Source organism: Aeromonas aquatilis (assembly GCF_054052405.1).
Genome location: NZ_JBSTYP010000066.1, coordinates 1 through 25,746 on the forward strand (window position 1 = coordinate 1; position 25,746 = coordinate 25,746).

Sequence of the window (25,746 nt, forward strand, 5' to 3'; positions counted from 1 at the left end):
GCTGGAGCGTTACGGGAGGGGCGTGAATATCAAAGCATGTTTGCATGAGGCGCTGGGGCACCCCATGCAACACGTAATTGGGACATAGCCTAATGAAAGCCAAACTCAACCAACCCCTGAATTTAACTCTCCCTCCAGTCCAAATCCAAACCCCGCCCACTGCGGATCTTGCCAGCCGCCAGCCAGAACTGGCACGTCAAATAAAGCAGCTTCCCTCCCCACTACTGCGACCGGATAGTAATCCACCAGGCTATCAGGAGATGCAACAGGTGGGCTTTGCCCAAGAGCACGCCGGTTTTCTGCTCCATGCCGGAGGGAATGATGTCTTTATCCACGCCAAGCGACGCGAGGGGGGGAGCCAGGGAGAGTTTCAGGGGGATAAGCTGCACCTGAGCATTGCACCGGATCGTCTGGCGGCCGCCTTCGAACTGTTGGCCCCCATGCTCTTCTCCGAAGACAGCCCTATCGACAAGTGGAAGATCACTGATCTGGCCAAGGCGCCCATGGATAGTCGAGTGGCAAAAGGTGCCCAGTTCACTCTCTACATCAAGCCAGCGCAAGAGGATGGGGCTTATCAAGCCGATGAGTTGAACAAAATTCGGCATCTGGTCGAGAACATCGAGCAGACTCTCTCTCGCCATGCCATCCCGGCTGGTGCACGGCCCGATTCAGACATTGCACCACACCACTGGCAGTTCACCAGCTACCGCAACGAATTTCACAGCGACCGGGAAGGAAACGCCGCCCAATCCGGCCGACTGCATGAAGAACCGGCCTACCAGTTACTCACTAATTAATTACAGCAACGATGGCTGACAAGGGCCGCGACTCTCAGCATCGCCTGTATGGCACACTGACTTTCACCAAATACAGGCGCAGATTGCCTGCCAGCTTGCTCGGGGTGGCAGGTATTCTCTGAAAATCTGGGACACCCACCAATTTGACAGCAGCGTAGCATGCTGCTTCGCTTGATGGGTCGCTAGTCGAGGAGTGTGCCATGACCATCGCTCGTTCACGCCAGATCAGCTTGCAAGATACACCCTATTACCATGTGGTCAGCCGTTGTGTGCGGCGGGCCTTCTTGTGTGGACAAGATACGCATTCTGGCAATAGCTATGAGCACCGGCGCCAGTGGGTTGTCGACAGGCTTGGTCAGCTGTGGTTCTGAAATTGGGACAGCAACCGTTTTGCTTCACTCGCTTATCCATTCTATCCGGCAATGCTACCGCCCCTGAGTGTCAGCCCCCAGTCTGCTGCTTTTTACCGGCGATGTTGCACTGGCTTGGCTCATGGGTGACTCCGACGAGGCTGTTGCTAAACGAGTATATTAGCGTGCGATGCAGGAGAGGATCGCAGGGGGTGATGATTCTTTGAGCAAGCTCAATAAATTAATCATCTTGAGCCGTGTTGCAGTCCAACATCCACAACGAAAGGGTTGATCTCCAAGGGCTGAAAATGGGACTGCGACCGTTTTGTGCGCTGCGTAGCGAGCCCACTTAGTCACTGCCGGGCAGGGTATTGTCCTCCTGCAATCAGCCGAGAGTAGGGTCAGGTGTGCCATTAAGGATGATGGCGCAGCCGGATCAAAAGGCCTGTCATAGTTTCGGCGCTTGGCCTAGCAGCTTCCTCCTCCCTAGATGCCGGTCTCTCTGGTATGATGCGCCATCATTTAGCGACCGGTGACGAGACCTGCATCATGGTGGTCAGGCTGCCGGTACGGCCATTTTTCTTCGGGGCACATTTATGCGACCCGACCTACGGATCTTGAACATGAGCACTGAACTGATCTACGGCATTCATGCTGTATCCGCGCTGCTGGAGCGCACACCCGAGCGCTTTATCGAGGTATGGGCGCTGAAAGGGCGGGATGACGACCGGCTGCAACCCCTGCTGGCCGAGCTGGAATCCCTCGGCTTGCGCGTGCAGAGCGTGAACCGCAAGACCCTTGATGACAAAGCGGAAGGCAACAATCACCAGGGCATCATGGCCCGGGTGATCGAAGCGCCGAAGCTCGCCGAGCACGATCTGGCCAGCCTGCTGGACGCGTTGGCGGCACAACAGAGCCAGCCCTTCCTGCTGGTGCTGGATGGCGTGACTGATCCACACAACCTCGGCGCCTGCCTGCGCAGCGCCGATGCCGCCGGGGTGCACGCGGTGATAGTGCCGCGCGACAAGGCCACCGGCCTCACCCCGATCGTGCGCAAGGTTGCCTGTGGCGCCGCTGAAGTTGTGCCGCTTATTCAGGTCACCAACCTGGCCCGCACCCTGCGCGAGCTGCAGGAGCGCGGCGTCTGGATTGTCGGTACCGCTGGCGAGGCCGATCACGACCTCTATCAGGCCAAACTGACCGGCCCGATGGCGCTGGTGATGGGCGCCGAAGGCAAGGGCATGCGCCGTCTGACCCGCGAGCACTGCGACGAGCTGGTGAGCATCCCGATGGCGGGGGCGGTATCCAGCCTCAACGTCTCGGTGGCAACCGGCGTCTGCCTGTTTGAAGCCGTGCGTCAGCGTCGCGGTTAATCATGCTGACTGACAGACCCCCCTTCGATTGGGCGCAGGTCGCAGATAAAGAGGAGGCCGCGCGCCTCCTCTCTTTTGCCCGCCCGCTGACCCTCAGCCCGAAAAGCTGCCTTTGGCACGCCGGCGACAGCCCGGATCTGCTGGTCAGGGTGGAGCAGGGGCTGCTGCGGGCCAAGCTGGTGCTGGAGGATGGCCGCGAGTACATCAAGGAGTTCTACTGGGAGGGGGACGAGTTTCTCGACTTTCACCACCTGCTCAGTGGCGAGCCGGCCCGCTACGGCGTGGAGGCGCTGGAGCCCTGCCGTCTGCAGCTGTTCAGTCTGGCCGACTTGCGCCAGCTGCCCGGCTGGCCGCGCTGGTACCAGCACCTGCTGGAGGTGCAGTTGCGTATCAAGGAGGAGAAAGAGCAGTTGCTGCTGACCGGCAGCCCGCAGGCGCGCTATCAGCACTTTCTCGACAGCTTTCCTGCACTCGATGCCAGAGTGCCAGACCACCAGATTGCCGCCTATCTCGGCATTACTCCCATCAGTCTGAGCCGCATTCGCAAGCGGTTGAAAGCGCTGAACAAGGAGTAGTGTCGCCGATGCGTCATGAGAGGCTGTGTGGCCACCAGATTTCAGACCTTTCATACAGTCCGTCTCGGCATCGCGCCAGCCAGTCAGCCTGAGCCGCATTCGCAAACGGCTGAAAGAACTTAACAAAGGTTAATGCAGGGCGCTGGCGCCGCGATTATGCTGGCAGACCGAACTGATAAGGAGTTGCCGATGAACTGGATCCTGAAACCCTGGTCTGAACTGACCACAGACGAGTTGTATGAGTTGCTGGCGCTGCGGGCCGAGGTGTTTGTGGTGGAGCAGACCTGCCCCTTTCAGGATCTGGACGGGCTCGATCGCCGCGAAGGGGTCTGGCACCTGCTCGGCTATCAGGGCGATCTGCTGGCCGCCTATGCGCGGATCATGGCGCCCGGTATCGGCGACGAGCTCGGCGCCGCCATCGGTCGGGTGGTGACCTCACCCAAGGCGCGTGGCGGTGGTCTCGGTCATAAGCTGATCAGCGAGGCGGTCAAGGCGTGCGAGGCGCGCTGGCCGACTCACAGCATCTGGCTGGGGGCGCAGGCCCATCTGCAGGGCTTCTACGGCCTGCACGGTTTTGTGGCGGAAGGGGAAGGCTATCTCGAAGACGATATCCCCCATATGGGGATGCGCAGAGTGGTGGCATAACCACTCGTCAGAGTGATTCAGAATGCAGAAGGGCCATCCCGCGGGATGGCCCTTCTCTTTATCGCCAGGCGATCACTTCTTCTTTTTCTTCTTGGCGGACTTCTTCTTGTCGACCGGCTTTTTCTTCTTCACCGGTACCCGCGCCTCCTTATGTTTCGGGCGCAGCTCGTCGATCACCCGGCGCTTGAGGCGCTCCTCGGTGTAGCGTTCAATCTTGGCGACCATCGCCATGTCGTGGGCTTCCACCAGGCTGATAGCACAGCCACGGTTGCCAGCGCGGCCGGTACGGCCGATACGGTGGACGTAGACATCGGCGCCGTAGGGCATGTCGTAGTTGATGACATGGCTGACGTTTGGCAGGTCGATGCCGCGGGCGGCGACGTCGGTGGCGATCAGGAAGGACACTTCACCTTCGTGGAACTTGCGGATCGACTCGATACGCTTGCTCTGCTCCATCTCGCCACGGATCCAGGCGCAGGAAATACCCGCAGCCTGCAGCTGGCCGGAGAGCTCCGCCAGACGCTCGCGAGTCTTGACGAAGATGATGGCTTTCTGGGTTTCCGGATCTTTCAGGATATGGGTCAGCAGCGTCAGCTTGTGGGTTGCGTCATCGGCCAGATGGATCCACTGGGTGATGGGGCGACGCTCGCTGCGGGGTGGCTCGGCGTGCAGCTCCACCGGATCCTTGAGGATCTCGTTGGCGAACTTCTCAAGGCCGGCCCCTTCCAGGGTGGCGGAGAAGAGCATGGTGTGCTTGCGGTAGCGCGCCTCTGCCACGATTCGGTTCACATCCTTGATAAAGCCCATGTCCAGCATGCGGTCCGCTTCATCCAGCACCAGTACCTCGATGTCGTGGCTCTCGAACTCCTCTTTCTCGATGTACTCGAGCAAACGACCCGGGGTGGCCACGACGATGTCGGTGGTTTTGGTCAGGGCAGGCAGCTGCTCTTCATGGCTGACGCCGCCGATGATGGTCTCGATGCTGAGGTTGGTGTGAGCCGCCAGCGCCTTGGCGTGGGCGGTCACCTGCAGCGCCAGCTCGCGGGTCGGGGTCAGGATCAGCATGCGGCAGGGGCCCGGCTTGCGGCGCGGGAAGTCCAGCAGGTGCTGGAGTGCCGGCAGCAGGAAAGAGGCGGTCTTGCCGGTACCGGTCGGGGCGGATGCCAGAATATCGCGGCCGTCCAGGGCTGGCTCCAGCACCATCTGCTGGATGGTGGTGGGGCGGGTGAATCCCATCTCGGCCAAGGCCCGGTTGAGGGCTGGGTGCAGGTCGAAATCATCAAAGGACTGGCTCATGGCAATACTCGGTCATTAAGGAAACGGCAGATTATAGGCGATTATCTCGTCGGCTCCTATTGGTGAGTGTGTCTTAGCCGCTATAATCGCCCACCATTTTTGCAGATGACGGGGGCCAGATGGGACGTAGTCGCGGATTTACCTTCAAACAGTTCCATATCAATCACGATCGCTGCGCCATGAAGGTGGGCACCGATGGCATTTTGCTCGGTGCCTGGGCGCCGGTCGAACAGGCGCGTCGAGTGCTCGATATCGGCACCGGCAGCGGCCTGATCGCCCTGATGCTGGCCCAACGCAGCAGATCTGACTGCCGTCTTGATGCGGTCGAGCTGGATATTAATGCGGCCAGTCAGGCGCGGGAGAATGCGGCGTCCTCTCCCTGGGCCGATCGGGTGACCGTCATAGATAGTGCCATTCAGGATTATCAGGCCGCCCCTTACGATCTTGTCGTCTCCAACCCTCCCTATTTCGTGGCAGGCCAGTCATTTAGCGATCCGGCGCGGGCGTTGGCCCGCCATACCGGCGCCCTCGACAGCCCCGCATTACTGGCTGCCTGCGATCGTTTGCTGAGCCCGAACGGGCAGGTGGCGCTGGTGCTGCCGACGGCGATGGCCGATGAAATTTTATGCATTTCGGCGAATTATGATCTGCATGGCATTTGTTATACAGCTGTTATCACCAGAGAGGGTAAAGAGGCAAATCGTGTTTTATTGCTACTTGGCAGAGGATTAAACAGGTGTGAGAGGGGTGAAATTGTGATCCATTCTGCTGATGTGGCCTATTCCGACAGATATATCCAACTGACCAACCCCTTCTATTTGAAGATGTAAATTTCGTCTTGAACTATTTTTTCACGCCATTATGCTGGTTCCAGATCGAGCGCCCGCTCCAGACCAGCTAAAACCACTGGTTGCGATGAAAAAACATGCGGGGCTCTTTTTTTATACCCCCTGAACACACCCGGTCAGCGACCGATAAAAACTATAACAAGCAATAATTTACAAGACAGACGAGGTTGAACTTGACGAAATCACTCACATTGTCCGATGTACTCGGATTAGGGTTTATGACCTTCGCCTTCTACCTGGGCGCCGGTAACATCATTTTCCCGCCGTTGGCCGGTTACATGGCTGGTGAGCACCTCTCCCTGGCGATGTTTGGCTTCCTGGTCACTGCCGTGGGCCTGCCTCTGGTGACCATTCTGGCCGTGGCGAAAGCCGGTAACGGCTGGGCTGGCATGACCAAGCTGCTGCCTGCCGGTGTCGCGACTGCGCTGGCCGTTGCCATCTACATCATCATCGGCCCGGCCTTTGCCGCGCCCCGTACCGGTTTGGTTGCCTATGAAATGGGCCTCAAGCCGTTTATCGGCGATATGGGGCAGGCTGGTCTTGCTGCCTATACCGTGATCTTCTTTGGTGTGGCCATGCTGGTCTCCATGAACCAGGGCAAGCTGATGGACGCCATCGGCAAATACCTGACTCCGGTACTGATGCTGCTGCTGCTGACTCTGGCGGTCGGGGTATTCGTAGCGCCGCAAGGCTCCATGCCTGACGCGTCCGGTGACTATCAGAACAGCCCCTTCGTCAAAGGGATCCTGGAAGGCTACAACACCATGGACACCCTGGCGTCCCTGATGTTTGGCGCCCTGATCGTCGATCTGCTGCGCCAGAAAGGCATCAACGACTACAAGAGCCAGTTCAAGTATCTGGCCATTGCCGGCCTCATCTCTGCCGTTGGTCTGAGCGTGGTGTACGTCTCCCTGTTCCAGCTGGGTAACACTGCCGCCGGTGTGGCGACCGATGTCAGCAACGGTGGCGCCATCGTCAACGCCTACGTACTGAGCCTGTTTGGTCAGCCGGGTCAGTTCATTCTGGCGGCCATCATCACTCTGGCGTGCTTTACCACAGCAGTCGGTCTGATCTCTGCCTGTTCCGATTTCTTCCACAATCTGACCGGTATGGCTTACAAGAAGCTGGTGGTGTTGCTGGGCGTTATCTGTGCCGTGGTGGCCAACGTGGGCCTGAGCCAGCTGATCAGCCTCTCCATTCCGGTGCTGGTTGCCATCTATCCGGTTGCCGTGGCGCTGGTGCTGGTCACCTTCCTGAAGGGTTACTTCGGCCGTCCCCGTCTGGTGTTCCGTGGCGTGTTGATGGTTGCCTTCCTGTTCGGTTGCCTGGATGGTCTGGGTGCTGCCGGTATGAAGATGGATGCGTTTGCCTTCCTGCCGCTGTTCGACAAGGGCCTCGCCTGGTTGATGCCGACCCTGCTGGCCTGCGTAGTTGGCGTGATGGTGCGTCCGACCGAGATGGCTGCCGAAGCTGCCTGATCACACCCGATGTGATATTGCCAAGAGCCTGCCCCGTGCAGGCTCTTTTGTTTTTCATCTTTCTGCAGTCTGTGCTGGAGTGTGTGCTGCAGTGTCGTGATGATCGCTCTCGGCGACGTTCGTCTACCTGACGCCGGCCCTGATGGTGATGCTGCTTATTCTGGCGGTCGGGGTCTTTATGGCGCCACAGGGCACCATGCCCGATGCCAGCGGCGACTATGTCGAGACCCCGCTCATCAATGGGATGCTGGAGGGGTACAACACCATGGATACCCTGGCCTCCCTGATGTTTGGTGCCCTGATCATCGGTTTGCTGCGCCAGAAGGGGATCGAGGATTATCGCAGCCAGTTCAAATATCTGACCATCGCGGGCTTGATCTCGGCGGTCGGGTTGTCGGCTGTCTATATCTCGCTCTTTCATCTGGGCAACAGTGCTGAAGGGGTCGCGAGCGACATCAGCAACGGCGGTGCCATCGTCAATGCCTACGTCCTGAGCCTGTTTGGTCAACCAGGTCAGTTTATTCTGGCTGCCATCATCACCCTGGCCTGTTTTACCAGTGCGGTCGGCCTGCTCTGTGCCGGTGCCGACTACTTCCATGGCCTGACAGGTTGGGCCTATCGCAACTGGGTCATGCTGCTGGGGGCGCTCTGTACACTGGTGGCCAATGTGGGGCTGAGTGAGCTTATCAGTCTCTCCATCCCGGTGCTGGTAGCCATCTATCCGGTTGCCATCGCGCTGGTGCTGGCGACCTTCCTCAAGGGATGGTTTGCCCAGCCACGGCTGGTGTTTCGCGGTGTGCTGACGGTCGCCTTTCTGTTTGGTTGCCTCGATGGGCTGGGGGCTGCCGGGATGGCGATGGACGGTTTTGCCTTCCTGCCGCTGTTCGACAAGGGGCTTGCCTGGCTGCTGCCGACTCTGCTGGCCTGCGGCCTTGGCATCTTGGTGTGGCCAAGCGGTAAGCTGGCTGCCGAAGCAGCTTGATTCAGGATCAACGAGATAGCAAAGAGGCCAGCAGCTGCTGGCCTCTTCTGTTTCTGCCGGATCCGTTATCGGATCAGATTTGCGGGCCTGACGGCTTGGGTTTGCCATCCAGACCATACCAGTGGGTTTCTACCCGTCCGGCATGCCACTCGAAGGTGCCCCAGGGCTGCTTGGCTTCCCAGCGCGGGAAGTTGATGAGCACCCGGTTATCTTCGTACTTGTAGAGGGAGGTGCTGATCTGAATGTCCGACAGGATCAACAGCAGGGCCCAGCAGATGAAAATCCATTTCAAGGCTTTCCACATAGGGTTACTCGAAGCAGATTTCGATAGTGGCGCGACCGAAATCAGATTCGAACGGCATCATGATCTTGGTGCCATCGGCACGGTGGGTAATGGTGTGGTTGGGACCTGAGACGATGATGGGGGTCGCCATGTCAAACTCGTAGCCCTTCTCGCCCAGCATTCGCTTGGCACCGCCGGTCACCATGTTGGTGATTTCACCGACCATGTCGGTCACCTCTTCGTTGATGTTGGCGGGAGCTTCCCCCAGCATGCGGCGCATGATCTCCAGTGCCAGCCCCTTCTCGAAGCTGATTGAGAGGGAGCCACGGGTCTGCGGGCCGACCATGCCGATCAGGCCGGAGACGTCACCGCGCGCCAACTCATCCATCTTGCGTTTCGGTTTGCCCGGTTTGAGTTCCAGCTGTGCCATGGTCGAGAGCACATTGAGCAGGGATAGCAGGAACGGATTTACAAAATCAGCCTTCATGATGACTTCCTACAGTGGGCGTACAACGGGCACATTGGCCATGTGCCTCTATCGTCTTATTGGTAATAGTAAAACCATGCAAGTGGGCCTGCTCGGAAAACGCGCTATCGATCGCCGTATCGTGAAGCTCGACCACATCCCCGCACTCGTCGCAGATTAGCAACTGCATCGGGTGAGCGTGATCGAAGTGGCAACAGAAGATAAACGCGTTGAGAGATTCCACCTTGTGAGCAAAGCCTTGTTCGAGCAAAAAATCGAGTGCCCGATAGACGGTTGGCGGCTTGGCATTCGCTTCGGTTTGTTGCAGCTGGGCCAACAAATCATAGGCGCTGATGGCGTTGCCGTGTGCCGCCAGCAGGCGAAATACCTGACGTCGGGTCGGGGTGAAACGGATCCCTCGCTGTATACAGAGTCGCTCGGCTCGTTGTAAAAGTTGGTCTTGATTCATGATCGCGCAATGGCCCTTTCTATTAGCTGGATACTATCACAGGGCCCCGCATGGCGCGGTGACAAAATTCATTTTCTGGGGCTGCTTCACGTTGTGATAAAATCCGCCCCTTTCTTTAGCCAACCCGGATGATTTTTATGCAGGCGCAGCGTTTTTCCATCGCCCCCATGCTGGATTGGTGAGATTTTTTCTCTAGCCCTTATCTGGCGCGGCCTTCATTTTTCATGGGGCAGATATGGGGCAGGTGATGGCCAAAACGGTTCTGATCAGGGGTTCTCTCAAGCCTTTCAGCTCTTATTGTCTACTCTGCGAATGTGTCCCAACAACTTTGTTCGTTAGATACAAAAATAAACATCATCAACAGGTTATGTTGATGTTGGTGACCGTTTGATTATACTAACTCCAGATCTTAAGAGCGAGTAGGAGGGGGCATGAGTAGCAGCATCGTCATACTGCTCTGCCTATGTGCGTTCCTTGTTCTGTTTGCAGTGTTGGCAGGGTACCTCTACCACTTGAACCGGAACACTGACCGAGGCCAAAAATGATAAAAGCCCGCGATCATCGCGGGCTTACCTTTCCAAGAGGTTATCTTCGAGTCTCCATCCTCGTGATTGCCGTTAGCCTGCGCATTTCCTTCTCTCTCTGCTGGTCTATATAGTCAGCCAAGTCAGTCAGATGCACCAGATAATCGCTCTTTTGGCTGGTTCTGAACGTCGGAATGGGTAACATCCCGGCGTTGGCCCGCTGTCTGGCAGTTTGATACGACAGACCAAAATACTCACTACAGATCTCTTTAAGCGGCACGACAGGTTTCTCGTATTGCGCCAAGAGCATAAAAACGGTTTGCATGCTGTCACCTCACAACAGAGCCGGTGGAACTGGGAAAACCGGGAAATCCATTAATCCACCTCCAGCTCTGCCAGAGCTTTTTTGATACGCTCAGGCCAGATTGCAAAATAGCGGGCCGATTTTTTCTCCTGCACAACTTTGAGAGTCAATCGTTCTTCCTCATTGAATTGCAGCCAATCTCTTTTGACTAGTCGCAGCATCTGTGAGCGATATTGTGGACGTAAATTCAATGCCTGTTTCAGCACATCAGTTTTGACTAGCCATTGCAGCTCTCCCTGGTACGTCCGGCAGTAACCAACGCTAGAGCTCAGCCGACTGTCCAAAGGTCTTATATGTGGCCCCCAGCCCTGCACAGCCGCTTTCAGCATACAAAACAACCGGTAATCCTCAGTGTCCAAACCATGACCGCGGTTTTTTAGCCAGAGGCTGAAACAATGGTCAACTGCCTTCACTGAATGTTGCTCGAGCCAAGGCAGCAGGTTGAAATGGTTGGCCATAATCAGCGTGACCTGAACCAGGGCAAAACGCCTTATCACACGCATAACCTGGGGGCTGACGGGATAGCCAAGTAGGAGTTCTGCATCCTCTCTCATGAGGTCACTACGATATGAAAGGTGTTGCGACACTTTGCGTTCCAACTCCGTCTCTTCGTAGCTGACCAATCGATCTACCCATGCTGGAAACAAGGTGCCATAGTAGAGTTTGCAGCGTCTCTGCAGCTCATCTGCCAACAAATCTGGCCGTTTGTGACCATGGAGCGTATCAAACACGCCGTGCTGACCTATGACAGGGATTTCAACCACCCGGCTCAGCTGCCCAGCAAGTGGATCCTTGCCTAGTTGGGCCATATGCTCAGCCAGTGTCACCTCTCCATTGGATAAGGCGATGGTTCGCCAGGGCTCGCCTATGGCCAGCTGGCCAGTTTCATTGGCTCGGAGCTTGGGTCTACCGTTGCATATGGAGTAGACGGCAGTATCCACATCCTCTGCTCTTGCCTGAGATAATTCATCCAGAAAGAGCGGGACATCGTGGTGTAGTGCTGCGGCCGCAGCTAGGCCATTGGCTGTACTCAACCAGGTTCGCATGAGTGACTCATCACCTAGAATTGACGTCACGATCTTCAATGCTGTTGATTTACCAGACCCCGAGTCGCCATATAGATGGAAAATCACATTTTCTGCACCTGAACAGTTAAATAGCGGTGCGCTCAGGGCCACTCCGCAGCAAAAAATCAGCAGCGGATTACCAATGCAAAGTTTGCCGATCTCCTCCTGCCACTGTTCCAGCTTGCCAGATGACCTCAGTTTCACATCCAATCCCCTGCGCAGAAGATACAATTTTGCGTTACTCCTCGAGGCACACCAACTGGGAGTAACAAAGCCCTCAGCGTGCCACCCAGTTCGTTCAGCACAGGTTGCAGGTTCAGCACGTTGGATCTCATTGAGTAGATAGCGCTGGATACGTGGCCAAGCATGGGGGCTCAGTTCCAGTGGGTAGCCAGAATCAATCAACATCTCCCGAACCAGCCTGCTGTTATCACCCTGAAGATGCCGAATTAGGACAATATCCTGCAACTCAACACCGTCCAGATTCTTCCACTCTAGTAAAATGCCGTAGCTGCGTCTCTGATCTGAAGAGCGGGTTCGAGCCAGCACGTTGATATAACCCCCGAGCTTGACCCAGCGTTCGGATTCCCTGCATTCCAGTGCATCCGGCAGTAATCGAAATTCCATAAGCACCTCCCTCAAATGTTATTTAGATACTGCTGAATGTCAGACAGCTTGAATCTGATTGAACGTCCGGTGGGGCCTAGCCTGATGGGGGCTGGTAAGTTTCCAGATTTCACAAGGCGCCGTACTGTCGACTGTGAAAGGGAGGTCAGTTCTGCTACCTCAGTCATCGTTAGCAATGCTCTATTTTTTGTTTCAGCCATACATCCTCCAGATGTTTCATGTGTCGGCAGGAGCATTCTGAATGCCTGATGCAGAAAACATCATCGCTGAAAGTGCCCTTTTTGGGCAAAACAAAAAAATAATTTACATATATAAAAAAAACACATAGACGTGCCATTGGCTGAGTGTGGCCTAGTTCACTATTTCCTGGCTATTACCGTATTACTTTTTGATTCGCTAATCGGTCAGAAATTTCACATGTGAAATTTTTTGCGTCGACTTGGCTCGTAGCCCTGAGTGAGATCACGGACGGGAGCAATAGCTCAAAAAAATCCCCGAGCGATGCCCGGGGAGTTGTGTATAAGAGATAGCTCTAAAGGGGCATCTAGTCAGACTGCTACCGTTTCAACTGACCAAAGCATTACCAAAAAGATGAGCCAACGTATTCCCCGGTTTCAATGTCATGACCGTCTAAAACGAGCCGTATAGTGCTTTTTTTTCTGCCGGCATTGCTTGCGTAAGCATCTTTGGGGGTAATGAGCACACCATAGAATAGCCAGCCAACAAGAGCCCCTTGCCAAGAAAAAACAGCAACCAAGAACCAGAAAGTAAGATTTAGTCGCGAGTATTTTTGCAACAGATCCAGCATGGGTTTGAGCCAGTAAACAACTGGGATGGCTAGAACGGCATAACCCCACTCAGTGACTTCAAGCATTGCCCAGCCAAGGACAACAACAGCCATCAAAAATATATTAATTAAATCTTTCACGGTGACCTCCTTTAATATGTCACACTCACATTATCGCGATTTAATAAAATGCAACCATAAGAAAGCAATGATTTAATCATTAATGAGTGAAGGCATAGGGTAATGTTCATTAGTAGAGTCTGAAACATAAATAGTCCCTACGCCCTCACGTTTTAAATATTTCAATTTTAAAATTTTTCTGCCTTTAGGGCGAGATGAAAATAGAGTCTAACTCTCCATGGTTACTTAACCTTTATCCGGTGTGATAAAAAATTCAGGTTTCCCGGCTGTCAAGATAACCGGTGCTGTGTAGCCACCAGAATCCATTTTTTGTGATGCAACGAATACGAAGGCCCATGATGGAAGTTTCTGGCTGATACCTGCGAGCAGTTGATTTTTATCCAAGCTTGAACCTGTGGGGATATTCACCTCAATATGTGAGTAATCAGCCTTATTGCCAGCATTGAAGCTATAGCCTGTTTTCCCCATCGCTACAAAATCAGGTATTTTTTGTATGTTATCTGCGGGGGTATGGACTATTGTGCTGATATTACAAGTTTTGTCGTATTTGCCTCCTGCTGCTTCCCAATCTGGACACCCATATTCTGGAGCAACAATTCGAACCGAGGAAAGAATGTAATCAGATATGAGAGGGAGACTCTGGAGTTTATTTTTGTTATCAACAACGTATTTTACATTCGCCTGTTGTAAAGATTTCTCAATGCCATCCAATAGGGTGCTCGACATCATCTCCCTAGCTTTTATCTCATCACTGGCCTGCGACTCTGGGACCCATCCAAATACGCTATCGCGTTCCATGACCCCTTCCGGTGCAAAGGCGCTGGTCAATAAGCCTAATCCCAATGACTTACCCCAAGCCAACCCGAATCCGTTCCCAGAGTTGAACAATAGTGCATTACTTGTGGTGTCCAATCCTTTGCTGGTAAGGCTGTCTCTCTGGTCGTTAGGGACGTCGTAATCCTTGGCTTCCTGGAGTCCCCCAGCCTGAGCCAGGTTATAGGCTCGGCTATGATCTGTATTGTATTGGTAGCTATGCGTTGTCATTGCACAACCTGAGGCCAATCCCAGCCCGGTTGTAACGATTATTGTTGTTAGTTTTTTCATCATAAAAGTGTCTCCTATGGCACTGTTTTCAGGTTGCCACAGCCCCTACAAAAACCAATGTGATGCAGTTATCACATTGAAAATATTCAATATATGCTCTTATTGAACAATTTTTCAGCGGCTGGATAGAACGCCCAAGCTGAACAGAGACAGGGTTGTTGTGAAGGGACTTAGAGATGAGAACACTCTCTGTCGTGGCTCACTCAGAGCATCAGGAGAGTCACTTCGCCTATCTGGATGTTTTACTGATTTTTTCTATCCGCATCTTTCACATGTGAAAGTTTTTGCAGTTTTTGTTTCTCTCTGTAGAGGTATCCGACAGTTACTGCAACGCCGAAAAAAAATAGAAATAGACAGACCAAGACCACAATGCTGTTCATAAAACGCCCTCAATATAGTTACAAAAACTATGTGGCACGTGGTGAGAAAAGTCAATAACCACTTGATTTTAAATAACTTTATTCGTTACGAACAAACTTCATTTTCTAGGTCATAAACGAGTGAGATCTGGCATTGATGTCCGGAGTTGTAGAAACAAGTCAGATAGATTTTTATCCTGTTTGTCATATAGATAGCCCCAGGATGATTTCCAATACCATCATCGCCAATGGCTCAGAAATATACCCTGAGGCTGTACGAGCACCACCGAAGTGGCTTGGTGAGCAACTGCTAATCAGTTTGCACTAGAGCCGTATCATGACAGAACCTCCGCCTCATGGAGTTGCTGGCTCAGAGCGCCCAGCAAGCGCTGGCTGCTTCGAGAAAGCCGACGCATCTGCATCAACTGGTCATTGAGTTGGCGTATCAGGGCAAAACCTTCCTCTGTGGCCAGAATTACTGGTTTTTCCCAATCATGTGCAGGGGTGAATGTGGATTTGTAATACGAAAACTGACCATTACGCGGTAGGTAATGGCTAATAACCTTGTTTTTACCTGACCCTTTGGGCTGCTCAACGAATTGGTTGTAGTACCAGTGGCATTCCAGCTTGAATTGACGAACTCGTGCCCTGCAACCGAAATGGCCTGGATAACCAGGGGTCTGCTTGGTTCTGTGTGCTCGATTGTGTTGCCAAAAATAGTCGCAGAGTCGATTCGCTAAAAACTCGTAGCGCCTCTGCTCAATCTCCGCCATGTCATGGATGGCGATGAGGTACTCCCCGCACTGCTGTAGTGCCATACAAGTGGCGTTATCCCGATCAGCTTGAGTCGTCTGTTTACGACTGATTGTTCGCCATGCTTCTGCCATGCGGGAAATGTTCTGTTGTGTCATATGTCCTCCAGTTCTTGGTTATGACACAACAGATGCTAAACAAGGGGATGCTAAAACCTGCGCTCTGTATCGGCCCTTTTTGGGCACATTGAGCGATATTTCAGGTCCCAAGGTAATTATTTGCAACCCAAAAGACCTCTCCAATTCCCTTCCAATAGCTTATCTGATGTGGGACCCATCAATAATGAGCAATCGAGGTCTGCTACTTGGTGCAGAGACCTTGAATCGCTCATTCCATAAACCATGTGGGACCTGTCTGTAATCTGGTGGTTCCACATTAGCGGACAGCTCAGGCTAACCATCCAACAGTGTGACATGGAGGTGAGGCCTGTTCGATACGCATGAAAAATCCGAAACCAATTGGTTCCGGATTTTTACACATCAGACGCAGCGGCCAATGACGACTTCACTAATCAGCATCAGCCTCTAAATGCTGATTTTTTCTGGCCATCCATTCACAAAAACTGTTCCATCTGAGTTGATACGAACTTCAATTAAGCGTTCAACTGCATCTCTTTTCTCGATCTGTGCATCATAACGCTCCGTCAAATAATGGAATTGCTGATTTGTGGAGCCAACCCAACGGCGACTGATCTCCGGCAAACTCGCCTCATACGGACCATCTACCAACACATCCGTGTAGCGAAGCAGTTGATCAACCCCAGGTAACTGCATAGCATCAAGCTCAGTTTTCGTATATCCACTAAATACCATCACTGACAGCCCCAGCGACTGTGCTCCTTGCGCAACAACAGCCAATCCTTGTGCTTGCAACATGGGCTCGCCACCGAGAAAAGTCACCCCTTCCAGATCATGCACATGATGCGCATTTGCCAGCCAATCGAGAACCGATGAAGTCGAAACAAGCTCACGCTCAACCAGTTGCAGATACCCTGGGTTGCAGCAGCCACGGCAACGCTTGTTGCAGCCTTGCGCCCACAATGCTGCTCTTCGCCCCGGCCCTTCGGCTTCGGTGCAAGGTAGACGAGATGCCACGTTCAGCCAATGCACGAATTCACTCCTGCTCGAATAACAATTTGCCACCTGCAATATGAACTTCAATTACCTTGCCCCGGATCTGATCAGGGGCAGCCATTTGTGCAAATAGAAAATCGGCCAATGGGTCAATCAGCTTATTGGTCAGTGCGTTGGGGACGCCGCGACCACCCGCCCCGCGATCCACATCTCTAACCAGCAAGGTCAGTATCTCGGCCTCCTTAACCAGCCTCAAATCCGAAACACCCCATTTATCCTTCAGCCCTTTGCGTAATGGCTCCAACTTGGCGCGGGCGATATCAATCAAGAAGCCATCATCACGCATGAAGTTGAATGGAATGATATTGGCTTCGCCAATGCGCCCTAGCAATTCTGGGCGCTTTAATCCGTGGATGAAATGCTGTCGCACCTTTTGGATGAATTCATTGCGCACATCCTGGCTTTCATGGCTCACTTCGGCTGCGCCAATATTCGATGTGAAGACGATGACGGTATCCGAAAACAACACCGTTTCGCCCTTGCCATCCGTCAAGCGCCCGTCTTCTAGAATTTGCAAAAACTTATCGAGAATGCGCGGGTGCGCTTTCTCAATCTCATCAAACAGCAGCAGGGAAAATGGTTTTTGCTTGACCGCATTGGTCAACTGCCCGCCAGCTTCGTAGCCCACATAGCCTGGCGGTGCGCCCACCAACCGCTGGTCAGCATGCTCGTGATTAAACTCTGACATGTCAAAGCGAAGGCAGGCTTCTTCGTCGCCGAAGAGAAATTCGGCAATGGACTTCGCCAGTTCAGTTTTGCCGACACCCGTAGGTCCAACAAAAAACAGAACGCCCTTGGGAGTTCTTTGCCTGTACGAATGTTGAAGCCCCGAAAGTCCCGTGAAGGCTCGCACAAGGATACGCCGCACCGATTCAATGGCTTCCCCTTGACCTTTGACCCGCCGCCCCAGGGTTTCGACAATGGTCTGAAGTTTTTGGTGATTCAGTTGCTCCCAGGGACTGTGCCTGCGGCCATGGCGATATAGGTTGAGCAGAGACAAGGCACTTGAGACTTCAGTCTCCTGTCGTGAAAGTCGTGCGAGATTATGAATGTCGCGGATACTCTGGCCTTCCAAACCATCCACGAAGTCAGCCAACTCTCGTCCGCCTTGCTGTAAAGGGTGCTGCAGCCGAAACACTTCTTTCAAACCCAATACGGCAGACTCGCGAATCTGCCTTGCCGGCAAAGGAATTGCGATTTCCCTGAACAAGGGGTTGTTCAGGTAGATCGATGGCGGCAGCACATTCACCCCCCCACACAGCAATACCAACAAAGATTGCGGTTGACCAATGCTTTCAGCATTGCGAACCATGGCGGCATCACGAGTCGCCTGTCCCAGACGCAGCAGCCATCCGCGTTCGTTCTCACTCAACGAATTAACGCTACCAAATAAATATTGCGTCCAGTCCAGCACGAAAGCGACAGGCTTTTCGGCGCGCGGTTGCCTCAGCCATTGCGCAGCGACAGTCAGTAAGTCATCTGCGCTGACCGTAATGCCGTTGGATGCAGGGCTCGCCACAGGTGTAGGCGGCAAATCACCCATGTCATAGGCATTCCCCTCAGATGTACTTTCTCTTGCGGCTGGCGGTGTAACTGAGCTTTGCAATTCCCCCCAAGTTCTCGCATCAACACCACTGACACCATTGACACGGTTCCAGAAAACTACATGCTGATACCCACGCTGACGCAGTAGGCTCATCAACGCGGTAGGCAACGCTGTCCATTGCCCTGGCGCTTCGGGAGCGGATGTCAAATCACCCGTATTACCGTGCAATATCAATCCGCGCCGTATGCCGCATTCGCGGCGAAAGTCTTCCTGCCATGGCAACAAAACTGAACTCATTTGTTTCTCTCCTGTGTCGCATCCGGGTAAGGGCGTGCATCCTGATCTTGGTCATCGGGATTGACCCAAATCACGCGCTTGTCGCTCAGACTGATGCCGTAAGCATCTTGTAGCGTTGCCATGACGGGGGCGACATCTTTCTCGCACGTTTTGCCTTTGTACTGATGAAACTTGTAGCTGAGATGGCCGCTCAAGTTGACGCGGAAATCTGCTTGCGCACCAGCAGGGCGACGGGCGCGAATCAGCACTTGGTCTTCCTTTTCCGATACAAGATGCTCTGGCCTATCCACAACAAAACCTGCTTGTTGTAGTGACTGATAGACTGCCCGCACAACTTCACGGCGCTGGCTTTCATCTACGGCAGCTTCATCCTGTTCTTGCGCCAGTTGGTTCAAGGCTTCAGCCTGCTCTGCAGGAGCCAGTCCAATTGCATGGGTCAATGCCTCGCGAAGCTTGGCAGCGCGTTCGCCACCGTCTTTATTTGCTTCCAGCTCCAACTGCTCTCTTTGCAGCGTCAGTACGTCGGCCACAGCCTCGCGCCGTACACGATTTTTCAACTCTTGCAATTGGCGTTCAGCGTCCGCTTCATATCGCTGCTGAACTTCGCGCAAGGTGGCTGAAACTTGCGCCGAGGTCATGTTATTGGCAGCATTGCCAAATAGTCGCTCCCGTAGTTGCTGCAACTCGGCAAACGCGGCGTTGAGTGCGACAGGAGTGCTCCAGCCACTCAAACCCTCGCGCCATGCAACTTCAAGTTCTGTCCTCAGCTGAAGCTGTCGTTTGACCTCAGCTTGCTGCGCTTTGCGGAATGCTTCAGCTGCGGCTAGCTCCGCCTCTTGACGAGAACGGCGCTGCTCACGCACAAATCTTGGTAATCCGTGAAATCGTCCACCTAGGGAACGGCTCATCTCTCTGGCAGCAAACGGGTCTGAATCCAGCAGAATCTCCATTCGGTCAAGAGCGATGTTCAACTCACGAAACTCTTCCGGAACTATGGCATCTAGTCCTTGACCGATGACATCGGTCAATACGCTGCGGTAGCGCTCAAGGAACGGACGCGTTGTTTCGCGCACACGCTGTCGATCAAGCTCCTGCTTGCGTTGCCGTTGAATTTGGTAGCGATATTCGTCTGCCCGACTCATGGTTTCATTTCCTTTTGTTTTTTCTATTGCCTTGCTTCCGTGGATGCATACTTGGCGAGGCAACGGGCACAAGTCGCGAAGGCGCATATGACTTGGAGTCTTGCGTGTTAATGCCAAGCGACTGCGCCTTGTTGCGGAGGTTGATGTCATTACTTACAAACAAAACTTCATTCAGCCGGAAGAACAACGCAGTTGAAAGAATGGCGTGGTCGGGTTGCTTGGCATCCCACTCCGCGGGCAGCAAGGCCGTGTATTCTGTTGCATGGTGGATGCGGGACGATGTCGCATCCAACTGGCGAATGGCTGCGCGCGCCTTGGCCGCGCGAGTCTCATCTTCACTAGTCTTCAAACCATCCAATTCGCTCAGAACCCGATGCGGCACAACCGGAATATCGTCGGAAAGAAGATCCTGCAAAAGCTCAGGATTTTCCATCAGAGCGCTGGTGTCGAACACTACAACGCGGCGCCCAATCTCAACCGGGGCAAGCTTGTCCTGAGCCAAAAGACTCCAGCTTTCCACTGCTTTATTCAACGCATCCCAGAGGGGCGATGATGTATTTAAAGCGTGGAAATGCTCAGCCGCTTTGCGCCAAGCGCGCACGGCATCTAATGCACCCGGGGTCAAGGTACGCACATCCATTTGGTTACTACCCGCCGCTTTCAACGCTTGCTCGCCAATACTCCGGTAAATATCCTGGACGGCTTTCTCAATAACTTGCATTGATTGCTGTATGGCGTGTGGGCCATACAGCCTCAACTCTTTGCGCTCCAATGCGTATTCCAGCCACACTTGCCGTAATTCGAAGGAGAGCAATTCTTCTGGAATTTCAGTGGTGGAAGACAAGGCCGATCGCAATTTTGCCAATGATTCCAAGGCGCGAATGGGGGCCGCATGGCGCAGCAGCGCGGCTTGCAGAGGCACAGCCTTGTCTGCAGATAAGACCTGAGCTATCTGGATTAATAGAGAAACAACATCTTCAGGATCAAGCTGATTGGGCGTATATCTCAACGACTCATCAATAGCTTTCGACAGAGATTCTTCCCAAGCAGATTTCCAGCCTTTCTTATCGGGCCGCCACAATCCAATTGCTTGTGTAGCGGGTTCGACCAATGCCATCAGATCGTCCAGTGGCTGTTCAGCACGTGTGGCAAGCCACGGCCACACCGTTTCGCCGAGTGCATCGACATCTCGCCATGCTACGGACATGAAGGCAATCCGTGGGTCATCGGAGTGCTCGCAAGCGCCTTCTAAATCTCTGCTCATCTTGGCCCAAAGCTCGGTTGCAACCTGGTCATTCAACGTCACCGCCAGGCCACACAAACGCGGCTGTCCGGCCCAATAGAGGCGGAGGTTACCGGCTACTTCTACTTGAGCGCTCACTCCGTCGACCTGCGGCAGAGACAAGCTACGAAATCCCGTCATCATTCCTGTCGGGGTGGGCACGAGCAGTGTGAACACGGTCGGTTGATTGCCATTGGCAACCAGTTTTGGTGCGTTCACTTCAGACGATAAAACGATAGTGGGTGTTGTTGCATCCGCTGCCGCAACCCCTTGCGCAACGATGCACAACCGCGCTCTGGCTGTCCCCACTTTTGTTGCGGCAATAGGGCGGGCAGTTCGGGCATCTCGTAAAACAGAAGAGTCAATGATGGGCAGCAAGGAATCTGGCTCGCTTGTCAGTGCGTCAGCAAGCAGAATTTCCCATGCCAGTTCGGGTTGCGCTTGCTCCAGCCAACGCTCCAACGCTGCATCACGCGGAGCGCTCGCGGACAGTGCACCATCCTCGCTGCACGAGATCTCGAGTCGACGCTCCCCCCATCCCGCTGGATGCATCAGGGGCGCTATGCGGTCTATAACTGTCGCGGGGTTTTTCCAATCATACGTTTCCTGCGTTATGGCGCGCTCAACCTGCGGCAGCGGATTTTGCGGCCTTAACGCCTGCTCAGCGACACTGACGCGACTGAAATCACTTTGGCTGAGACGCGCCCCGTCGTTTTGGGTGGGCTTAATCTCGTCGCTGATGGGGTCATAACGGTGCCAGACCTTAACCGTACGCGAGCGCACAGGTAGGCTGTCGCTGCGCAAAAATTGCAAGCCATCGGCAGTCAATTCAAGCTCAGTTAGAGGTGCCTCGGGCATATCCAGAGCGTAACGTGTGGGCAGAGCACCTAAAGCAGAAAGCTCAGATACGCAGCCTTCCAGCAGTTCACGCACATCCCCTGCGCCCAGTTGATCACGGAAAACACTCAGCAAAGACAAGTTCTGCTTGTCAGGCAATTTGAGTCCAGGATTACACAGTCGCAACACCATTCGCTCGAACACCGTGGGCTTGCGCTCGGTGTGATAAGTCACGTCAGATTCAATTCGATACAAGGGCAAGGAAACGGAAATTTCTGCTAGCTTCATGCGCGGCCTCCGCGATTACCGTAGTTGCCGCCCTTGGGCGCAGTCGTCCGATTTGGTGGAGCATTAAACCTGCCACGCTGCTGTTGTGGCTGCTGAGGCAGCATGTCGGGTGACATCAACTGCCTTGCCGGAACCAACCGTGCATCGCGCTCCAGTTGATCAAGAATGTCCTTGTAAACGGTTCGCTTCACGCTGCCTGCGCGGTCCATGTGCGGCAAATCCACCTCATAGGACGCATACATGCTTTTCGCGCCGAAGACGATCAGCAATGCCTGCGCGCGAGAAAAGGCCACATTAATAAATTCGAAGCGAGCGACATTGGCCTTACTGGAACGACGCCGGATCTGATTGCCCGAGCGCAAAGGGTCGTGTCCATCGTGTCGCACCATGCTGACCAGCACGATCGATTTTTCCTTGCCTTGATAGCGAATCACGGTATTGACTTCAACATCCAGACAATCAAAACGCCCGTTGGATTCCTTAGGCCTGCGGCGGCGGATGGCTGCGCGAATTTCTCTGCATTGGTTAGCATAAAATGACACCACGCCGACCTTGCATTTGTTTGTCCGCGAGTAGCCCTGTGCAGCGGATTGCCGCTCAATCTGCTCTAACGTTTCCGCAATCAACTCCGCTTCCAGGCGATTGGTGCGCCGGGGCTGGTGACCGTCCATATCTTCACGGTGAATTTGATTGTTTAGGTTGTAGGTTGTGTCCACCCACAATGCATGGTCGTCCGGAGTGAGCAAGGGCGAGCCGCCGTCCACACTCTTCAATGTCAGTCCGTGAACACGACGAAGCCTCGGGTCTGGGTCATCGTCAGGCCGAAGAAGACCGCACACCAACTCTCCACCTTTATAAAAATGGTTCACCATCGCCATGATTTGCGGGTGCATGCGGAACTGCACACTGAGCCGTGCCCGGATCGCATCGTCCGCCATCTCGAAATGCGACTTGAACAACGAGGCTGTGACCATTTTCTCGAAGCGGCGTAGGTTGTCGGGGGTCAGCATGGTCTGCGCTTCGGCAGGGTGACCTGTGCTGTTTTCCTCAGCGTTGGCCGCTTCGTTTTCTTCTACTTCATCCATGAAGCTGCGGGCTTCGTCGCCTTCCTGAAATAGCGGTGGCAGTTGGCGGTGGTCGCCCACCAGCACGGCGCGGCGTGCGCGCATCAAGGGCATCAACAATTCCAGCGGGGTAGCCTTGCTCACTTCATCAATGATGGCGACATCAAAACTCGTCTGTCCAGCATCGTCCAGCGTGCGCTCATTTTCGTTGCAAGTAATGGCCACCACATTGCAGCTCGCCAGAAAATCTGCGCCCAGATGCTGCCAATCTTCTGCTGCGACGTTGTTGCGACTCAAATCGCGCATCCAATCTTCCAGCAATGGCCCCCATGTCATGCGTTCATGTTGCTGGCTGGCCTGGCGGTGCTCCAAGGCTTTGATGACTTGGGCAACTGTGTCGATGCGCTGCGACAAAGTCGCAGCAGGTTCTAGCGGCAGCCGGCTACCTTGGGTGATCGCCTCATCCTGCAACAGAGCCTTAACCTTCAGTTCATGCTGCCTGCGCTGCTCATCCCAGTCATCTAGGTTGCTTTGAGCGATGCGCTGCTGGTTCTGCGCACCTTGCACAAGACCATCGCTCGGAACTTGAGGTGCGGGCTGCGACAACTGCGCCTGCAAGGATTGCTTGATGATTTCGACGGCCTGTTTGATGCCCGGCTGCGCCCTCTCAAGCATAGTTAGGCTGGCATCCATTTCGTCTGCCAGTTGAGAAGCGCTTTTAATTGGAGCGCACCATTCGGAAGCTTGGCAAAACAGGCCTTCATAACGACTGAGATCCAAGCCCACACCTATCTGCTCCAGCTCTTTGAGTTCCTTTTTCTTGGCTTGCCAAGACGTAACTAACGATCCGTCGTGCACCATTTGATCCATCAACGAGGCAACTTCGTCGCGGAGCGATTCGATACGTAGTCGGGTGCTAACATCCTGAATTGGGCCATCCGCAGCTTCACGCAGGCGGCGAATGTCCGCAGCAATGGCTTCCCGCACATTCGTGAAACGCCGCCATGCGACCAGCATATGCGCCAGCATTGCGCCCCGACTGCCTGCATCAACCAGCCAATCGTCCATCGAAAATTTCACGAGTAATCCTGCCGCCTCGCAGGAGGCAAGGCATTGCGCCAAATTTCTGGCAGGCTGCTCCACATCACGCAAGTCGCCATACAGCGTTTTGGCTTCACCATGCAGCAAGACCAGAATGCTTTGTAGGCGATGGCGTTTGGCCTGGTCGTCATCCAGCACAGTGCAAGCCGCGTCATACGCTTGCTGCGCCTGCCTTGTCTGGCCGCGTGCCGATGCCAAGTCTGCTTCAAGCTGCCCGCGTCTGGTACTTAACTCCTTTTCATCGTGCAACACGAAAGCCGCTCGCTCATGCCACACTTCCAAGAGGCGCAAGTCCTTTTCACCGCGCTTCCAAACGGCAAGACGATCTTCGGTTTGTCCTGCCAAGGCCTTGTAGTAGCGCTGCAAGGATGCTTGCCCCGCGAAGGAAGCACCATCTTCCGTCACCTTGCTTTCATTCCGCGCCAACCGCACTACGCGCAAGGAGCTGTCATGGCCCAGCCTGTCCAGTGCGTTGTCCACGGCGGTGTGCGCTTGCGATGCCAGCAACACCCGCTGTCCACGTCGCGCCAATTGGACAATGGCCTCCGCAATCACTGTGGTCTTACCCGTGCCCGGAGGGCCCTGAACCAAACACAAATCCGGTGCGGAAAGAATCTTGACCACGGCTTGTTGTTGGTCCGGGTTGAGCTTGTCGTTGGCCCACCAGGTCACCGTTTCCAAACGCTTCGGCACGGAAACCTGTGCAGCCTCGAACAGATAATCCGTTAGATACGGCGCGTAACCGCCCTGTTCCTGCAGCTGCCGCAGCGCCTGTTGATGGCGCTTGATCAGGCTCATGTCGCCCGCCGTTGAGATGGATAGAAAACCAGACTCCGGAATCCGATTCAGGATGCGCTCGCGCAAGGCATCTGGCTCCTCTGCATTGGCGAGATCATTTGTGTCGTCTTCGGTCAGAGAGACGGTCAATTCGGCAAGCACGGGCGCAGGCCAAGGACATTGCGGCAAGTTTTCGTCCTTGGGAAATTTCCTATCTTGCGGTAATGATACCGGCTCCGAGAGCCTGCCAGCCTGCCCCAGGCGGGGAAGGCGGCGCTCCTCCCTTTCAGGCAGTCCGAACACCCAAGGATCTTTGGATTGCCCCACCTGAAACGCCACAAGATCATCCCGCCCCAAGGCCTTACGCTCTTTTTGTAAAGCCTGTGCGCTCTGTCCGATCAAGGAAAAAACCAACTGCTCGTCACGCCATTCACGGCTGACATAGCGCAAACCGCGCGCCTTGTGGCGAATGAGGCTTTCTTTCCACTGAAGAAATTCACTCCACTCGGTCAACTGCTTTTCGGTTTGCTGCGTGATTGGCGGCAGGTCGAGCATCAGTTGCGGTGTGAGTAAATTATTGACGCGCTGAATACGCTGCTGGCCTGGCGCGGATTGCACGTTGTCATGCACAGCAAACGCTGTAAATTCACGTTCGAACGATCGTGCAGGAAGATCCGCAGCCTCGATGAAACTCTTAACTTGGAAGATTGGTGAATGATGTTCGGTAAGCCAGCTTCCTAGTGCAATGAAAGTGCATCCCTCCCGAAACGGCCAATCCCGCCCAGCGGCGTTAACTCGAATCGCCATCTGTGAGTATCGTGGATTCTGCTTGTCCCTCTGCGCGAATTCAACTTCGAAGTGCGACACTCGCCTATGCCGCCTGACGGTACTCTTCGAATACCTTGACAGGCTGCCTGAATCCGAGACATTT

22 protein-coding genes and 2 pseudogenes are annotated in these 25,746 nt (G+C 54.3%); 8 read left to right on the forward strand and 16 right to left on the reverse strand.

Translation table 11 applies throughout. The features are described from left to right. The first annotated feature begins 92 nt into the window (after positions 1-92). The 5 genes and pseudogenes from ospF to ACW5W8_RS20245 all read left to right on the forward strand — a co-directional run bounded on the left by ospF (position 93) and on the right by ACW5W8_RS20245 (position 3,740). Complete coding sequence (gene ospF / locus ACW5W8_RS20225) at positions 93-797, forward strand: type III secretion system effector phosphothreonine lyase (protein WP_498629915.1); 705 nt, start codon at positions 93-95, stop codon at positions 795-797. A 200-nt stretch (positions 798-997) separates the two neighbouring features. Beyond that, positions 998-1,159: pseudogene (locus tag ACW5W8_RS20230) on the forward strand (alpha-amylase family glycosyl hydrolase); the annotation flags it as partial. Positions 1,160-1,770: 611 nt separating this feature from the next. Then, complete coding sequence (gene rlmB / locus ACW5W8_RS20235; protein WP_498629917.1) at positions 1,771-2,520, forward strand: 23S rRNA (guanosine(2251)-2'-O)-methyltransferase RlmB; 750 nt, start codon at positions 1,771-1,773, stop codon at positions 2,518-2,520. A gap of 2 nt (positions 2,521-2,522) precedes the next feature. Next, positions 2,523-3,095 (forward strand): Crp/Fnr family transcriptional regulator, encoded by a 573-nt coding sequence (locus ACW5W8_RS20240; protein ID WP_498629919.1) that lies wholly within the window; start codon positions 2,523-2,525, stop codon positions 3,093-3,095. 189 nt (positions 3,096-3,284) lie between these two features. Then, the gene (locus tag ACW5W8_RS20245; RefSeq protein WP_498629921.1) at positions 3,285-3,740 is read left to right on the forward strand and encodes a GNAT family N-acetyltransferase; all 456 of its coding nucleotides are present in this window, start codon (positions 3,285-3,287) and stop codon (positions 3,738-3,740) included. Between the two features lie 72 nt (positions 3,741-3,812). Here ACW5W8_RS20245 and srmB read toward each other — a convergent pair whose 3' ends face one another. Next, on the reverse strand, positions 3,813-5,036 hold the full coding sequence (gene srmB / locus ACW5W8_RS20250; RefSeq protein WP_498629923.1) for an ATP-dependent RNA helicase SrmB: 1,224 nt from the start codon (positions 5,034-5,036) through the stop codon (positions 3,813-3,815). Between the two features lie 119 nt (positions 5,037-5,155). On the opposite strand from srmB, the gene ACW5W8_RS20255 reads away from it, so the two are divergent. The 3 genes and pseudogenes from ACW5W8_RS20255 to brnQ (ACW5W8_RS20265) all read left to right on the forward strand — a co-directional run. Then, positions 5,156-5,866, forward strand: a complete 711-nt coding sequence (locus ACW5W8_RS20255) for a tRNA1(Val) (adenine(37)-N6)-methyltransferase (RefSeq protein ID WP_498629925.1) — start codon at positions 5,156-5,158, stop codon at positions 5,864-5,866. Positions 5,867-6,057: 191 nt separating this feature from the next. Further along, positions 6,058-7,362 carry a branched-chain amino acid transport system II carrier protein gene (gene brnQ / locus ACW5W8_RS20260; protein ID WP_498629927.1) on the forward strand — a complete coding sequence of 435 codons (1,305 nt, stop codon included), beginning with the start codon at positions 6,058-6,060 and terminating at the stop codon, positions 7,360-7,362. A 121-nt stretch (positions 7,363-7,483) separates the two neighbouring features. Beyond that, positions 7,484-8,344, forward strand: a pseudogene (brnQ, locus tag ACW5W8_RS20265) (branched-chain amino acid transport system II carrier protein); the annotation flags it as partial. Between the two features lie 73 nt (positions 8,345-8,417). Here brnQ (ACW5W8_RS20265) and ACW5W8_RS20270 read toward each other — a convergent pair. From ACW5W8_RS20270 to ACW5W8_RS20340, 15 genes are all read right to left on the reverse strand, one after another. Next, positions 8,418-8,648, reverse strand: a complete 231-nt coding sequence (locus ACW5W8_RS20270) for a hypothetical protein (protein WP_042052444.1) — start codon at positions 8,646-8,648, stop codon at positions 8,418-8,420. Between the two features lie 4 nt (positions 8,649-8,652). Then, the gene (locus ACW5W8_RS20275; protein ID WP_005335807.1) at positions 8,653-9,114 is read right to left on the reverse strand and encodes a chemotaxis protein CheX; all 462 of its coding nucleotides are present in this window, start codon (positions 9,112-9,114) and stop codon (positions 8,653-8,655) included. Then, positions 9,104-9,562, reverse strand: coding sequence for a zinc uptake transcriptional repressor Zur (zur, locus tag ACW5W8_RS20280; protein WP_005335805.1), 459 nt, complete (start codon positions 9,560-9,562; stop codon positions 9,104-9,106). Before zur ends, ACW5W8_RS20275 begins: the two co-directional genes overlap by 11 nt. Before the next feature lie 585 nt (positions 9,563-10,147). Further along, positions 10,148-10,411, reverse strand: a complete 264-nt coding sequence (locus tag ACW5W8_RS20285; RefSeq protein WP_323580209.1) for a pyocin activator PrtN family protein — start codon at positions 10,409-10,411, stop codon at positions 10,148-10,150. A gap of 50 nt (positions 10,412-10,461) precedes the next feature. Then, a complete protein-coding gene (locus ACW5W8_RS20290) occupies positions 10,462-12,144 on the reverse strand; it encodes a DUF927 domain-containing protein (protein WP_498629930.1) in 1,683 nt (560 codons plus the stop codon). Positions 12,145-12,155: 11 nt separating this feature from the next. Continuing rightward, the gene (locus ACW5W8_RS20295; protein ID WP_498629932.1) at positions 12,156-12,380 is read right to left on the reverse strand and encodes a helix-turn-helix transcriptional regulator; all 225 of its coding nucleotides are present in this window, start codon (positions 12,378-12,380) and stop codon (positions 12,156-12,158) included. Between the two features lie 344 nt (positions 12,381-12,724). Continuing rightward, the gene (locus ACW5W8_RS20300; RefSeq protein ID WP_498629934.1) at positions 12,725-13,072 is read right to left on the reverse strand and encodes a hypothetical protein; all 348 of its coding nucleotides are present in this window, start codon (positions 13,070-13,072) and stop codon (positions 12,725-12,727) included. A 225-nt stretch (positions 13,073-13,297) separates the two neighbouring features. After that, a complete protein-coding gene (locus ACW5W8_RS20305) occupies positions 13,298-14,179 on the reverse strand; it encodes a hypothetical protein (protein ID WP_498629936.1) in 882 nt (293 codons plus the stop codon). Positions 14,180-14,418: 239 nt separating this feature from the next. Further along, on the reverse strand, positions 14,419-14,556 hold the full coding sequence (locus ACW5W8_RS20310; protein ID WP_498629938.1) for a pilus assembly protein TadG-related protein: 138 nt from the start codon (positions 14,554-14,556) through the stop codon (positions 14,419-14,421). 314 nt (positions 14,557-14,870) lie between these two features. Continuing rightward, positions 14,871-15,446 carry a conjugative transfer protein MobI(A/C) gene (gene mobI / locus ACW5W8_RS20315; protein WP_498629940.1) on the reverse strand — a complete coding sequence of 192 codons (576 nt, stop codon included), beginning with the start codon at positions 15,444-15,446 and terminating at the stop codon, positions 14,871-14,873. Between the two features lie 426 nt (positions 15,447-15,872). Further along, positions 15,873-16,457, reverse strand: a complete 585-nt coding sequence (locus ACW5W8_RS20320; RefSeq protein WP_498629941.1) for a 4Fe-4S single cluster domain-containing protein — start codon at positions 16,455-16,457, stop codon at positions 15,873-15,875. Positions 16,458-16,461: 4 nt separating this feature from the next. After that, positions 16,462-18,324, reverse strand: coding sequence for an AAA family ATPase (locus ACW5W8_RS20325; protein WP_498629943.1), 1,863 nt, complete (start codon positions 18,322-18,324; stop codon positions 16,462-16,464). Then, the gene (locus ACW5W8_RS20330; protein WP_498629945.1) at positions 18,321-19,466 is read right to left on the reverse strand and encodes a hypothetical protein; all 1,146 of its coding nucleotides are present in this window, start codon (positions 19,464-19,466) and stop codon (positions 18,321-18,323) included. Before ACW5W8_RS20330 ends, ACW5W8_RS20325 begins: the two co-directional genes overlap by 4 nt. A gap of 4 nt (positions 19,467-19,470) precedes the next feature. After that, positions 19,471-21,873, reverse strand: coding sequence for a PIN domain-containing protein (locus ACW5W8_RS20335; protein ID WP_498629947.1), 2,403 nt, complete (start codon positions 21,871-21,873; stop codon positions 19,471-19,473). After that, complete coding sequence (locus tag ACW5W8_RS20340) at positions 21,870-25,622, reverse strand: DEAD/DEAH box helicase (protein ID WP_498629949.1); 3,753 nt, start codon at positions 25,620-25,622, stop codon at positions 21,870-21,872. Before ACW5W8_RS20340 ends, ACW5W8_RS20335 begins: the two co-directional genes overlap by 4 nt. Positions 25,623-25,746: the final 124 nt, after the last annotated feature.

Excerpts from the sequence above, each read along its gene's own strand:
- ospF (WP_498629915.1), top strand. The coding sequence starts at position 93 with ATGAAAGCCAAACTCAACCAACCCCTGAATTTAACTCTCCCTCCAGTC.
- rlmB (WP_498629917.1), top strand. The coding sequence starts at position 1,771 with ATGAGCACTGAACTGATCTACGGCATTCATGCTGTATCCGCGCTGCTG.
- ACW5W8_RS20240 (WP_498629919.1), top strand. The coding sequence starts at position 2,523 with ATGCTGACTGACAGACCCCCCTTCGATTGGGCGCAGGTCGCAGATAAA.
- ACW5W8_RS20245 (WP_498629921.1), top strand. The coding sequence starts at position 3,285 with ATGAACTGGATCCTGAAACCCTGGTCTGAACTGACCACAGACGAGTTG.
- srmB (WP_498629923.1), bottom strand. The coding sequence starts at position 5,036 with ATGAGCCAGTCCTTTGATGATTTCGACCTGCACCCAGCCCTCAACCGG.
- ACW5W8_RS20255 (WP_498629925.1), top strand. The coding sequence starts at position 5,156 with ATGGGACGTAGTCGCGGATTTACCTTCAAACAGTTCCATATCAATCAC.
- ACW5W8_RS20270 (WP_042052444.1), bottom strand. The coding sequence starts at position 8,648 with ATGTGGAAAGCCTTGAAATGGATTTTCATCTGCTGGGCCCTGCTGTTG.
- ACW5W8_RS20275 (WP_005335807.1), bottom strand. The coding sequence starts at position 9,114 with ATGAAGGCTGATTTTGTAAATCCGTTCCTGCTATCCCTGCTCAATGTG.
- zur (WP_005335805.1), bottom strand. The coding sequence starts at position 9,562 with ATGAATCAAGACCAACTTTTACAACGAGCCGAGCGACTCTGTATACAG.
- ACW5W8_RS20285 (WP_323580209.1), bottom strand. The coding sequence starts at position 10,411 with ATGCAAACCGTTTTTATGCTCTTGGCGCAATACGAGAAACCTGTCGTG.
- ACW5W8_RS20290 (WP_498629930.1), bottom strand. The coding sequence starts at position 12,144 with ATGGAATTTCGATTACTGCCGGATGCACTGGAATGCAGGGAATCCGAA.
- ACW5W8_RS20295 (WP_498629932.1), bottom strand. The coding sequence starts at position 12,380 with ATGCTCCTGCCGACACATGAAACATCTGGAGGATGTATGGCTGAAACA.
- ACW5W8_RS20305 (WP_498629936.1), bottom strand. The coding sequence starts at position 14,179 with ATGATGAAAAAACTAACAACAATAATCGTTACAACCGGGCTGGGATTG.
- ACW5W8_RS20310 (WP_498629938.1), bottom strand. The coding sequence starts at position 14,556 with ATGAACAGCATTGTGGTCTTGGTCTGTCTATTTCTATTTTTTTTCGGC.
- mobI (WP_498629940.1), bottom strand. The coding sequence starts at position 15,446 with ATGACACAACAGAACATTTCCCGCATGGCAGAAGCATGGCGAACAATC.
- ACW5W8_RS20325 (WP_498629943.1), bottom strand. The coding sequence starts at position 18,324 with ATGAGTTCAGTTTTGTTGCCATGGCAGGAAGACTTTCGCCGCGAATGC.
- ACW5W8_RS20330 (WP_498629945.1), bottom strand. The coding sequence starts at position 19,466 with ATGAGTCGGGCAGACGAATATCGCTACCAAATTCAACGGCAACGCAAG.
- ACW5W8_RS20335 (WP_498629947.1), bottom strand. The coding sequence starts at position 21,873 with ATGAAGCTAGCAGAAATTTCCGTTTCCTTGCCCTTGTATCGAATTGAA.
- ACW5W8_RS20340 (WP_498629949.1), bottom strand. The coding sequence starts at position 25,622 with ATGGCGATTCGAGTTAACGCCGCTGGGCGGGATTGGCCGTTTCGGGAG.